Genomic DNA, 12,275 nt, shown 5'->3' with positions numbered 1-12,275 from the left:
AAAAGGTTGTGACTTTTGAACAAACGCCTGATGCATTGCATTGGGCATTTTTATTTGAGTGCTTAAGGATGATTGAGTGAGCTATCAGTTGTTGGTTTCAGACAGCATCCTTTAAAGTTACTCACTAAGCATTATGTTAAAGCGTGAATGTATTGAGACACAATTTTAGCCATAAAAAAAGCAGCTCTTAGGCTGCTTTTTTTATTTAGTGATCACATTATTCTTGATCAACTTTCATTGGTTTTACATCCATTTCTTGATATGGAACCAACTTAGTTTTGTGTTTCCACTTATAACCGAACCAAATGGCAAGGAATAAGAAAATACCAATATAGGTAGAAACAACGGCCAACCATTCACCATCTAAAACGGCTTGATAGTTCTGACCAAGGACTACGATGGCACACAAAATAAAGGCAAACCACGGTGCAAATGGGAAGAATTTTGCACGGTAAGCAAGGTCTTCCAATTTATTGCCTTGAGCCAAGTAGCCTTTACGGAAGCGATAATGTGAAACTGCAATACCGAGCCACACAATAAAGCCACACATACCTGACATGTTCAGTAACCAGTTAAAGACCGCTTGTTCACCGATAAATGTGGTTAAGAAGCACAGTGCCGCAATCGCCGTTGTTGCATAAAGCGCATTCATCGGTACGCCACGTGCATCTAAGCGACCAAAGACTTTCGGCGCACTGCCTTTACGTGCCATATCAAACAGCATACGAGTAGAGGAGTACATACCAGAGTTACCCGCTGATAAAATCGCAGTCAAGATCACCGCATTCATCACCGATGCAGCAAAAGCAAAACCTGCTTTTTCATACAGTAAGGTAAATGGTGATAGTGCAATATTTTCAGTAGATGCTGCTTGTAATAAACGTGGGTCATCATAGGCAATGAGAGTGCCGATAATGAAAATACACACGATATAAAACAACAAGATACGCCAGAAAATTTGCTTGATGGCAATAGGAATGGTCTTTTCAGGATCTTTCGATTCACCTGCAGCCACACCAACCATTTCAGTCCCTTGGAAAGAGAAACCGGCAATCATGGCCACACCAATCAAGGCGGATAAACCGCCGACAAATGGGGCTTCACCCTTGGTCCAGTTGGCAAATGTTTCTACGCCCGGTGTCAGCATGATTTTGCCAATCATAAACAAGCCGATAATGATAAAGGCAACAATTGCGAGCACTTTAACAAGCGAGAAGAAGAATTCGGATTCACCGAAGCCTTTTACGGTCAGCGCATTAATGGCAAAGACGATTGCGAGGAAAATCGCACTCCAGTAAAAGCCCGGAATATCTGGAAACCAGAATTTCATAATGAATTGGACTGCAACCAATTCAAATGCCACGGTAATCGCCCAGTTGTACCAATAGTTCCAACCCAAAGCGAAGCCGAAACCACCCTCGACATACTTTGTGCCGTAGGTAAAGAATGCACCCGAAGTTGGGTTATGTGTTGCAAGCTCACCTAAGCTGGTCATCAAGAAGTAAATCATGATACCAATTAAGCAGTATGCGAGCAGGGCGCCACCCGGGCCTGCATTGGCAATGGTTGCACCTGAGGCAAGGAATAAACCTGTACCAATTGATCCACCAATTGCAATCATGTTGAGATGGCGAGCACCCAACTTACGCTGAAGCTGAGCTGGTTTTTGAGTTTCGCTCATCATTGTTCCTTAAGATTTTTTTGCGTGCTCGCAAACAAGACTTTAAATCCTTGTTGGTCGGCTTTGATTGTACATTGACCATAATGCTGCTCAATTAAAGTCGGATAATTGAGGAATCGGTTGGCAACAATCCAAAGCTCACCCCCAGACTTCAAATGTCTGCGCGAAGTTTTGCATAGATTTTCACTGGCATTGTAGTCGGTTTGAATCCCTTGATGGAAGGGTGGATTGCTGACTATGGCATGTAAAAATAAGGGAGCATCTTCGATTCCTGTGACCGCTTTAATCTCAAGTTGTTCAGGTTCAAGCAAATTTTGTTCAAATGTCATTTGTGTAGACGCTAGTGCAAAGGCATCTACATCCATGGCAAAGATACGATTTTTAGGATTCAGTTTGGCTAAATAAGCACTGATGACACCCGCTCCACAGCCAAAATCTGCAATTTTGCCCGAAGTGACTTGTGATAAATAAGGCAATAACGTAGCCGTACCCACATCTAAACGGTTCTGGCTAAATACGCCCGGCAGTGCGCAAATCGTAAGTTCACCATTTGGAGTTTCAACTGGATATTTTTGCACCCAATCTTGCAGTGGCTTCAGTGTGACAGTTTTTTCCAATAGGGTTTGCCACATTTGGCAGTGACGCGCGCTATCAATTTTTAGGGTTTTACCAAAGGGCTGTAATTGTTTTGCAGCGCGTTCAACACCGCCTTTTTTCTCACCCACGAGGAAAATAGACGCACCTTGAGCAAGGTGACTTGCGACATTGTGTAATAAATAATTTAGCAGTTCTTTTGATTTCGGAACAAAAATAACCGCTTGATCAAACTGACCTTCAGGAAAATCGACACCAAAATGGACGTTTGACTGTTGATTTTGAAAGTACTGAAAATCATTAAAATTCCAGCACCAAATCGATGGCTTAATATTGTCATTCAATTGACTGAGTAAGTCATCTGTCGGTGCATTTACGAAAAGCACGCGATCTTGTAATAAATCGATCTGTCGTATAACGACTTCACTTGTGAGATCCATAGATTTCTCCATCATAAAAAACACTGCCTAGGGTGGAACCTAGGCAGTGTTTTTTGACAAATGAACTTACTTCTTCACTTCAGGAAGAACAATATTCAAAATAAGGGCAGCGATACCACCAGTGGCAACGCCTGAACTGAAGATATTACGGAACAATTCAGGAAGATGTTCAAGAATTTGTGGTACTTGTGCAACACCTAGACCCAATGCCAATGAAATCGCAATGATTAATAGTGCGCGGCGATCTAAATGAATGCCTGACAAAATATTAATACCAGAGGCAGCCACAGCACCGAACATTACCATCACAGCACCACCAAGCACGGCTTGTGGAACCGCCTGAATGACACCTGCTACAGCAGGAAGTAAGCCTAAAATAACCAATAGGGCAGCAATCCAAATGCCTACATAGCGGCTTGCAACACCTGTTAACTGAATAACACCGTTGTTTTGCGCAAATACAGAACTTGGGAACGTGTTAAAGATACCGGCAAGGAATGAGTTTGCACCATTCACCAATACACCACCTTTAATACGCTTCATCCATTCAGGGCCATCTACAGCTTGATTTGAAAGCTTAGAAGTCGCGGTAATATCGCCAATCGCTTCCAAAGATGTCACAAGGTAGATAAATGCCATTGGAATAAACAAGCTCCAAGAGAAGCTTAAGCCAAAGTGCATCGGTGTTGGAATTTGAACCAGTGGTGCATCTTTTAAGCCATCAAAGTTTAAATGACCCATAAAGCCTGCAAGGATGTAACCCACGACTAAGGCAATCAGGATGGCAGAACTTTTTACCCATGTAATACGCACACGATTCAGTAAAATGATCAGTGCCAAAACGGTACAAGACATGATGAGGTTGTCTGCATTGGCAAATGTTTTATCGCCCATAGCTTGATAACCACCACCCATGCTGATCAGGCCTTCTTTAATTAAAGTCAGACCAATCAATAGCACCACGATACCTGTTACCAATGGAGTGATCAGTTTTTTCACCCACGGTAAAATTCGTGACACACCCATTTCAATGAATGAACCCGCGATCACCACACCAAAGATAGATGCCATCACTGCTTCTACAGGTGTACCTGCCGCAACCATTGCAGAACCAATACCGATAATAGGACCAATAAAGTTAAAGCTGGTTCCTTGTACAATCAGTAGACCTGCACCAAATGGACCGACTTTTTTACATTGTAAAAAGGTTGCGATACCAGAGATCACCAATGACATCGAAAGAATCATATTGGTGTCTTCTTTTGACACACCAAGTGCCAAACAGATCAGCAGACCCGGCGTCACAATTGGGACAATAATGGCCAATAAATGTTGGAACGCAGCGAGAAAAGCAATAAAAGGTTTTGGTCGATCATTCAATCCATAGACTAAATCGAGTTGATCTTTTGCTTCGGGAGATAGGTTTAAATCAGACATGCGGCACTGAAAATTAAGGCTAGGTGGTGCTATTCTAATCTGTTTACACAGCTTTACAAAACCAAAAGCGTGCCAGTCGTTAAAAAAAATGCGATTGTCAATAAACTGTCACTACTAAAATCTATATTTTTTCTGTATAATTTGCCCTCAAACTTTAGGCGTATCGAATTCACATGTCAGATATTAAAACTCTCCGTAACATTGCCATCATCGCGCACGTCGACCATGGTAAAACTACTCTTGTAGACAAACTTTTACAGCAATCAGGTGCTCTTGGCGATCGCGCAGGCGAGATCGAACGTGTAATGGATTCGGGCGCTATTGAAAGCGAACGTGGTATTACCATTCTTGCAAAAAACACTGCAATCAAATGGTTAGACAAACGTACTGATACTGAATACCGTATCAATATCGTAGACACCCCGGGACACGCCGACTTCGGTGGTGAAGTAGAACGTGTAATGTCAATGGTTGACTGCGTACTTCTTCTGGTTGATTCTCAAGAAGGCCCAATGCCACAAACTCGTTTTGTAACGCAAAAAGCGTTCGCACGTGGTTTGAAACCAATCGTAATTATTAACAAAGTGGACAAGCCAAACGCTCGTCCAGACTGGGTAATTGACCAAGTATTTGATTTGTTCGACAACCTTGGTGGTTCTGACGAACAGTTAGACTTCCCAGTTGTATATGCTTCAGGTCTTCGTGGTGTGGCTGGTCCATCTCCAGAAGAACTTGCTGAAGACATGACTCCATTGTTCGAAACAATTGTAGACATCGTTGAACCACCAGCGGTTGACGTTGACGGTCCATTCCAAATGCAAGTGTCTTCACTTGACTATAACAGCTTCGTAGGTGTTATCGGTGTTGGTCGTATTCAACGTGGTTCAGTGAAATTAAACACTCCTGTAACTGTAATCGACAAAGACGGTAAAACACGTAACGGTCGTATCTTAAAAATCATGGGTTACCATGGTTTAGAGCGTATCGATGTTGAATCAGCTTCTGCTGGTGATATCGTTTGTGTAACTGGTATTGATGAACTTCATATCTCTGACACAATCTGTGATCCTAAAGCAGTTGAAGCTTTACCTGCACTTTCTGTAGACGAACCTACAGTATCGATGACTTTCCAAGTAAACAACTCACCGTTTGCTGGTAAAGAAGGTAAATTCGTAACTTCACGTAATATCCGTGAACGTCTAGATCGCGAATTGATTCACAACGTAGCATTACGTGTTGAAGATACTGACAGTCCTGACCGTTTCAAAGTGTCTGGTCGTGGTGAGCTTCACCTTTCAGTTCTTATTGAAAACATGCGTCGTGAAGGCTTCGAAATGGGCGTATCACGTCCACAAGTAATCATCAAAGAAATTGATGGTGAAAAACAAGAGCCATACGAAAACGTAACGTTTGACGTTGAAGAGCAGCACCAAGGCGCTGTAATGGAACAAATGGGTCACCGTAAAGGTGAAATGACCAATATGGAAGTTGACGGTAAAGGCCGTATCCGTATTGAAGCAACTGTTCCTTCACGTGGTTTGATTGGTTTCCGTTCTGAATTCTTAACTATGACTTCAGGTACAGGTATCATGACTTCAAGCTTCTCGCACTACGGTCCAATGAAACAAGGTACTGTTGCGAAACGTCAAAACGGTGTATTGATTTCTATGGTTCAAGGTACTTGCTTGGGCTATGCATTGTTCAGCTTACAAGACCGCGGCCGTCTATTTGCACGTCCACAGTTAGAAGTTTATGAAGGTATGATCGTTGGTATTAACTCACGTTCAGACGACATGACTGTTAACCCAACTAAAGCGAAACAGTTAACTAACGTACGTGCTTCTGGTACTGATGATGCGTTGACTCTTGTTCCTGCAATTGAATATACGCTTGAACAAGCGCTTGAATTCATTGAAGACGACGAATTAGTTGAAGTAACTCCTAAGTCAATCCGTATCCGTAAACGCTGGTTGACTGAAAACGAACGTAAACGTAACCGTAACGGTTAATTTTACAGTTTCAAAAAAACCGCTGACTTAGGTTAGTGGTTTTTTTATGCATGGGTGTTTTGAATAAAAAGGGAAAACTTGAATGACTTTATTCATTTGATCCGACATGCATAATATTGATAAATCCTTTTTAATAGAGTGAATTACTATAGTGAAAAATGTTTTGTGTGAATTTTTATACAAGGTATTTAGAATCTAATATAAACCAAGTAAATTAGGTGGAAATAGTTATACAGATATAATGTATACTTCGTCACATAAATTAAAGTCAAAAAATAACTGGAGATTTAGATGAGTATTGTTCAAGAATTCCGCGAATTTGCGGTAAAAGGCAACATGATTGATTTGGCTGTCGGTGTAATCATCGGTGGTGCATTTGGTAAAATTGTCGATTCATTGGTGAAAGACATCATCATGCCATTGATTACTGTGATCACTGGCGGTGGTGTGGATTTCACACAAAAGTTCTTTGTTTTGGGGGACAACCCAAATAATTTACAGTCTTTAGATGAGTTGACCAAAGCTGGGGTGAACGTCCTGACTTATGGTAACTTCCTTACGATTTTAATTAACTTCATCATTTTGGCATGGGTGGTGTTCTTAATGGTGAAAATGATTAATCGTATGCGCCGTAAACAAGAAGAAGCAGCGCCAGAACCAGCAGCAACGCCAGAAGATATCGAGTTACTACGTGAAATTCGTGATGAATTGAAAAAACGTCAGTAATCGAACGGTTAAAATAAAACGGCACATCAAGTGCCGTTTTTTATGTCTGAGACTTATCGAAAGACTGGTTTTTGTACAATTTTGACTTTATGATGCGCGCTGATTGAATAGCTGTGGTGATGCCGAATGAATCAATTATTTGTCTATGGGACGCTCCGTCCAAATCATGAAAATGCCCATCTTTTAGAGCGTATAGGTGGAACATGGCAAAAAGGCTATGTGCATGGCGTGGTGCATATTTTGGATTGGGGACCTGACAAAGGCTTATTCGCCATTGTTTTAGATCCGCAAGCAGCAGCAGTTGAAGGATATTTTTTTAGCAGTGAAAAATTAACCGAACATTGGGATGCGTTGGATGAGTTTGAAGGGATACAGTATCAGCGTGTCAAAGTGAATGTACAGCTAGATTCAGGTGAGCAGACGACAGCATGGGTCTATGAAATGAAAAACGCAGCTTAAGGGCTGCGTTTTAAGTTGGACTGCTGTAAACAGCGGCTTAATCCATCCGAAACTTAATTTCTAATAAGTGCCAGCCGAACTGGCTTTTACTTGGGCCATGCAGTTCACGTTCAGGTAGGGTAAAAACCGCTTTATCAATTGGCCCAACCAACTGGCCTTTTTTAATGTCACCGAGCTCACCACCTTTTTTACCCGAAGGGCATGTCGAATGCTGCTTTGCAATTTTGGCAAAGTCCGCACCGCCTTTGATTTTCTTTTTCAGTTGCTCACATAGTTCTTTATCTTTGACTAATATGTGGCGAACAATCGCAGACTTCATGCTTTATTTCCTTTTAGGGTTTTCTTAGTCAGCATTTTAACCTTTTTTAAAGGTTGGCACTCAGGGCAAAACACCGAAGCACGCTGTCCCAGTTTGATATTTTGCAATGTGGTTTCACAGTTGATGCACATTTCACCTGCGCGTCCGTAGGCGAGTAGGGTTTGTTGGAAATAACCATTTTCGCCCATCGCATTGCTGTAATCGCGTAAAGTTGAACCGCCTAAATCAATCGCCTGTTTTAAAATGCGTTTGATTTCGATGACCATTTTCTCAACTTGTTCAAAACTCAAACTTGATGCTGGCTGTGCAGGGTGTATGCCGAGGTTAAATAGGCTTTCCGTTGCATAAATATTGCCGACACCGACCACGATATGATTGTCCATGATCGACACTTTGATACCGGTCTGCTTATTTTTAAATTTTTGGAATAAGTATTCAGCATTAAACGCATCACTCAGCGGTTCAGGGCCAAGCGTGTCAATCAGTTTGCTTTGAGACCATGCATCTAACCACAAAATACAGCCAAAACGCCGTGGATCATGATAGCGTAATTGCATATCTTCAAAATGAATCACCAGATGATCATGCTTTCGTAATGCTTCATGACCTTCACAAATCCGAAAACTGCCAGACATGCCTAAATGCCATAGCATGCTGTCTTGTTCAAATTCAGCCAAAATGTATTTTGATCGACGGCTGAGCTGAAGCAGCTTTTGTCCGACGAGTTTTTGAATGTCGTCAGGAATAGGCCAACGCAGGCTCGACTGAAAAACCTCAACTTTGAGAACCTTTTCATTCAATAATGGCAATAAACTGGTTTTAGTGGTTTCTACTTCTGGTAATTCAGGCATAAAGGTCGAAGCAATGGGTCATTCAAGTTATGCATACTATTGGGTCTAGCCCAACAGAATGCAAGTTTCATCGCGGTCTGAGGGGATGTTTGAACAGGCTATTGATTATTAATTGTGAGAATAGTAAACCAATAAGTCACGATGGTGAGTTTGAATAAGCGATCAGAATTTTAAAATTTAATTTTCAAAAATATAAGATATTGAAAAATAATAACTAAAAATATTGCATAACAATAGATTTATTTAAAATCATTTATTGATAAATTAAAGTTTTGTGAATGATAAAAATAATGCTGAGATAGAACGTGAAAAATTATGTAATTTTTGTGACATTAGATTTCAAGCCTTGTGGCTTGTCTAGAGACTCTCTCCAGATTTAGGTTTTACCATGAAAAAATACAGTCTAGCTCTTCTACCTGCATTTGTTGCAGCAGCCATGACACATGTTCACGCCGCAGAAGCATTCGACACTAAAGGTCAGTACATGCTCGGGGATTGGGATGGTAAACGTACCGAACTTGCACAACAAGGTGTGAAGTTTGAGGCCAATATTGCTGCTGATGCTGCCTATCTTGCCGATGGCGGTCGTAATCCGGGACATTCAGCAACGGTAGCCAGCCAATTGTGGTTAGGTACACAGCTTGATATGGAAAAACTCGCAGGTTGGGATGGCGTGACTGTGCGTGCTGTAATGACTGCACGTCAAGGTCAAAGTACCTCAGTTCGTGATTTGCAAGGAGATGTTCCTCAATTGGCAAATGCACAAGCCAATTTTGGTCGTGGTAATCAGGACAGTCGCTTAACTGAATTATCGATTGAAAAGAATTTTAAAGAACAAGGTATTAGTGTTAAAGCCGGTCGTCTTGGTGTCGGTATGGACTTTAACGTGATGGCGTGTGATTTTGCCAGCAATGCCTTTTGTGCTGCGCAAATGGGTAAATGGCAAGGTTCTATGTGGATGAATACTCCAGTTTCACAATGGGGTGGACGTGTGAAATACCAAGCAACGCCAGAACTTGCGGCACAAGTCGGTGTTTACGAATTTAACCCTGACAATGGTAATGCCAAAGCAGAAGGTCAAGGTTGGAGTCTTGATACAGATCATGCTGATGGCGTAACCATTCCCGTAGAATTGGTTTGGACACCAAAATCATTTGTAAATGGCTTACCGGGGAGCTACCGCTTTGGTGCGATGTACAACACTGCAGATAATGTAAAAAATCAAAAAGACATTATTTCGGGTGAAGCTGAAGATCGTACCTTTGGTGGTTGGGTCGCGATTGAGCAACAGTTAACGTCTACTGGTGAAGGCAAACGTGGCTTGCATAGCTTTGCTAATTTTACTTGGCATGATCGTGTCACCACAAAAGTTGATAACTCACAGCAGTTGGGTTTGAAATACATTGGATTGGCCGATCGTTTGCCTAACGATATGGTTGGCTTGGGCGTGAACCGTGTGCATGTCAATGATCGACTTTCTGCTGAGAAATTTGATGCAAGTGCAGAATATAATGTCGAGTTGAACTATAGCCATAACCCTACGAAATGGTTGATGATTCGCCCAAGTTTACAATATGTGATTAACCCAGGTTCAACAAATCGAGTTGATGATGCTTTCCTAATTGGTTTAAGCTCTAAGGTAATCTTCTAATGTTAAAATAGGTGCTCTATGCAAAGTAAATTTAACGTCACATCATTTAAGACACATTTACTTTGCCTGACGGCATGTATTAGCCAACAGCTGTATGCAGAAACAGGTTCTACGGAACCTGTTTTACTTCCTGAGATTACCATTGAAGCACCACGAACCAATACCACGTGGTTAAAAACACCTGCATCGGTATACCGTGTACAGCAAGCTGAAAATAATAACAATACGGGTGTGAATCTGTCTGAAACCTTAAAAGGTGTGCCCGGACTACAACTGAATAACCGTGAAAACTATGCACAAGACTTGCAACTGTCTATGCGAGGCTTTGGCGCACGTTCAACATTTGGTGTGCGCGGTATCCGTTTATATGTTGATGGAATCCCTGCGACCATGCCGGATGGTCAGGGACAGACATCAAATATCGATATGAGTAGCTTAAATCATATCGAGGTATTGGGTGGGCCATTTTCCTCTTTATACGGTAATTCTTCGGGTGGGGCAATCTTAACAACAACCAAGCAAGGTACTGGAAAAGACTCTATCGAACTCGGCTATTCGGGCGGCAGTCATCATAAAAGTCGTGCTGATATTGTGCTGCAAGGTGGCTCAGAACAGGCCAATGAACCTAGCTATGTCGTGAGTTCTTCTTATTTTGAAACTGATGGTTACCGTGATCATAGTTCCGCAAATAAGGTACTTAGCAATGCAAAACTGACTTGGGATCTGGATGATGGTTCCAAGGTCAATTGGATTGTGAATCATGTGGATATCAATGCCGATGACCCACAAGGTCTGAATCGGGAGCAATTGCGTCAAAATCCGAAACAAGTTAATGATGCCAATAATACCTATGATGTACGTAAGGAAATTAGCCAAACTCAAACGGGGTTGACGTGGAAAAGACCATTGAATGAGCAGCATGAACTCAATGCAATGGTGTATATGGGGCAACGTGATGTGGTGCAGTATCAGTCCATCCCCAAAAATCCACAAAATAATGCGCGCCATGCAGGCGGTGTGATTGATTTTAGCCGTGATTATTATGGAACAGATATTCGCTGGACAGGCAAAGACCTCTTGCCGAATACGCGTTTTACTGCAGGCCTAGCCTTTGACTATATGGATGAAGACCGTAAGGGCTATGAAAATTTTGATGCCAATGGAAATTTTGGCAAGAAAGGCAATATTCGTCGAAATGAAAATAACACCTTGTGGAATTTAGACCCCTATGTCCAAGCTTCGTGGAATTTTTTACCCAATTGGACTTTAGATACAGGGCTACGATATAGCAATGTTCATTATGAATCTGACGATAAATATGTCGTGGGTTTAAATAAGGATGACAGCGGTAAAACTGACTATGACAAAGTTTTACCTTCAGCAGCAGTAAGCTGGAATATTGCGCCTCAACTGAATGCCTATGCCAGTTATGCCAAAGGTTTTGAAACACCAACCTTTACAGAAATGGCCTACTCCAAAGATGACGGCATGAATTTTGATTTAAAACCAGCCAGTAGCGATAACTACGAGCTTGGGCTTAAATCACAAAATGCATGGGGGAATTTCACTGCAGCGGTATTCCAAAGCAAAACTCAAGATGACATCGTCTCTGCAGGAAGTATCAATGGTCGTTCAACCTATAAAAATGCCGATAAAACCTTACGTGAAGGTGTTGAGCTTTCGTGGAATAAACAACTATGGCGAGATTTAAGCGCGCAAGCAAGCTACAGTTATATCGATGCCACATTTGATGCTGCAATTCCTGACAGTGATGTCGTCAAAGGCACTTATATACCGGGTATTGCCAAAAACCAAGCGTTTGCCGCACTGAATTGGCAGCCAGATATTGGCTTTAATGCCGGCCTAGATGTTCGCTATATGGATAAAGTCTATGTCGATGATGCCAACAGTGATGCCGCGTCGAGCTATACCGTGGTTTCTGCCAACGCAGGTTATGTGTGGAAACAAGCAGATTGGAAAGTTATAGCTAAATACCAAATAAATCATTACAGTAATCTTTAAATAATTTATCAATATCTTTAACTCTAAACTTAGTTCGAATCGCCTTGACTCGTGACCACATATTTTCTATTGGATTTAAATCTGGA

At 41.7% G+C, this 12,275-nt stretch carries 10 protein-coding genes; 5 read left to right on the top strand and 5 right to left on the bottom strand.

Features of this window, described 5'->3' with window-relative positions:
- Positions 1 to 217 precede the first annotated feature (217 nt).
- The 3 genes from FTU17_RS12310 to FTU17_RS12300 form a co-directional block, all read right to left on the bottom strand.
- Complete coding sequence (locus FTU17_RS12310; RefSeq protein ID WP_180048983.1) at positions 218 to 1,681, bottom strand: amino acid permease; 1,464 nt, start codon at positions 1,679 to 1,681, stop codon at positions 218 to 220.
- Complete coding sequence (locus tag FTU17_RS12305; protein WP_078192341.1) at positions 1,681 to 2,715, bottom strand: methyltransferase; 1,035 nt, start codon at positions 2,713 to 2,715, stop codon at positions 1,681 to 1,683. Before FTU17_RS12305 ends, FTU17_RS12310 begins: the two co-directional genes overlap by 1 nt.
- A gap of 66 nt (positions 2,716 to 2,781) precedes the next feature.
- Complete coding sequence (locus FTU17_RS12300) at positions 2,782 to 4,152, bottom strand: uracil-xanthine permease family protein (RefSeq protein ID WP_180135593.1); 1,371 nt, start codon at positions 4,150 to 4,152, stop codon at positions 2,782 to 2,784.
- Positions 4,153 to 4,325: 173 nt separating this feature from the next.
- On the opposite strand from FTU17_RS12300, the gene typA reads away from it, so the two are divergent.
- The 3 genes from typA to FTU17_RS12285 all read left to right on the top strand — a co-directional run bounded on the left by typA (position 4,326) and on the right by FTU17_RS12285 (position 7,346).
- Positions 4,326 to 6,161 (top strand): translational GTPase TypA, encoded by a 1,836-nt coding sequence (typA, locus tag FTU17_RS12295; protein ID WP_180135592.1) that lies wholly within the window; start codon positions 4,326 to 4,328, stop codon positions 6,159 to 6,161.
- A 291-nt stretch (positions 6,162 to 6,452) separates the two neighbouring features.
- A complete protein-coding gene (mscL, locus tag FTU17_RS12290) occupies positions 6,453 to 6,887 on the top strand; it encodes a large conductance mechanosensitive channel protein MscL (RefSeq protein WP_126037829.1) in 435 nt (144 codons plus the stop codon).
- 126 nt (positions 6,888 to 7,013) lie between these two features.
- Positions 7,014 to 7,346 (top strand): gamma-glutamylcyclotransferase family protein, encoded by a 333-nt coding sequence (locus FTU17_RS12285; protein ID WP_180135591.1) that lies wholly within the window; start codon positions 7,014 to 7,016, stop codon positions 7,344 to 7,346.
- A 37-nt stretch (positions 7,347 to 7,383) separates the two neighbouring features.
- Here FTU17_RS12285 and FTU17_RS12280 read toward each other — a convergent pair whose 3' ends face one another.
- Positions 7,384 to 7,665, bottom strand: a complete 282-nt coding sequence (locus FTU17_RS12280; RefSeq protein ID WP_180135590.1) for a peptidylprolyl isomerase — start codon at positions 7,663 to 7,665, stop codon at positions 7,384 to 7,386.
- Positions 7,662 to 8,516: a bifunctional DNA-formamidopyrimidine glycosylase/DNA-(apurinic or apyrimidinic site) lyase gene (gene mutM, locus FTU17_RS12275; RefSeq protein ID WP_180109752.1), complete on the bottom strand. Its 855-nt coding sequence runs from the start codon at positions 8,514 to 8,516 to the stop codon at positions 7,662 to 7,664. Before mutM ends, FTU17_RS12280 begins: the two co-directional genes overlap by 4 nt.
- Positions 8,517 to 8,904: 388 nt before the next feature.
- On the opposite strand from mutM, the gene FTU17_RS12270 reads away from it, so the two are divergent.
- Both FTU17_RS12270 and FTU17_RS12265 read left to right on the top strand, forming a co-directional pair.
- Entirely contained in the window at positions 8,905 to 10,167 is a 1,263-nt protein-coding gene (locus FTU17_RS12270) for a carbohydrate porin (protein WP_180117062.1), read from the top strand.
- An 18-nt stretch (positions 10,168 to 10,185) separates the two neighbouring features.
- Complete coding sequence (locus FTU17_RS12265; RefSeq protein WP_180135589.1) at positions 10,186 to 12,189, top strand: TonB-dependent receptor; 2,004 nt, start codon at positions 10,186 to 10,188, stop codon at positions 12,187 to 12,189.
- The last annotated feature ends 86 nt before the right edge of the window (positions 12,190 to 12,275 follow it).

The sequence above is a fragment of the Acinetobacter sp. YH12070 genome (genome assembly GCF_013419625.1).
In the GTDB taxonomy this organism is placed as follows: domain Bacteria; phylum Pseudomonadota; class Gammaproteobacteria; order Pseudomonadales; family Moraxellaceae; genus Acinetobacter; species Acinetobacter amyesii.
The sequence above is the reverse complement of the archived record's forward strand: the minus strand, read 5'-3'. Positions and strand labels throughout refer to the sequence as shown.

Excerpts from the sequence above, each read along its gene's own strand:
- typA (WP_180135592.1), top strand. The coding sequence starts at position 4,326 with ATGTCAGATATTAAAACTCTCCGTAACATTGCCATCATCGCGCACGTC.
- mscL (WP_126037829.1), top strand. The coding sequence starts at position 6,453 with ATGAGTATTGTTCAAGAATTCCGCGAATTTGCGGTAAAAGGCAACATG.
- FTU17_RS12280 (WP_180135590.1), bottom strand. The coding sequence starts at position 7,665 with ATGAAGTCTGCGATTGTTCGCCACATATTAGTCAAAGATAAAGAACTA.
- FTU17_RS12300 (WP_180135593.1), bottom strand. The coding sequence starts at position 4,152 with ATGTCTGATTTAAACCTATCTCCCGAAGCAAAAGATCAACTCGATTTA.
- FTU17_RS12270 (WP_180117062.1), top strand. The coding sequence starts at position 8,905 with ATGAAAAAATACAGTCTAGCTCTTCTACCTGCATTTGTTGCAGCAGCC.
- FTU17_RS12265 (WP_180135589.1), top strand. The coding sequence starts at position 10,186 with ATGCAAAGTAAATTTAACGTCACATCATTTAAGACACATTTACTTTGC.
- mutM (WP_180109752.1), bottom strand. The coding sequence starts at position 8,516 with ATGCCTGAATTACCAGAAGTAGAAACCACTAAAACCAGTTTATTGCCA.
- FTU17_RS12310 (WP_180048983.1), bottom strand. The coding sequence starts at position 1,681 with ATGAGCGAAACTCAAAAACCAGCTCAGCTTCAGCGTAAGTTGGGTGCT.
- FTU17_RS12305 (WP_078192341.1), bottom strand. The coding sequence starts at position 2,715 with ATGGATCTCACAAGTGAAGTCGTTATACGACAGATCGATTTATTACAA.
- FTU17_RS12285 (WP_180135591.1), top strand. The coding sequence starts at position 7,014 with ATGAATCAATTATTTGTCTATGGGACGCTCCGTCCAAATCATGAAAAT.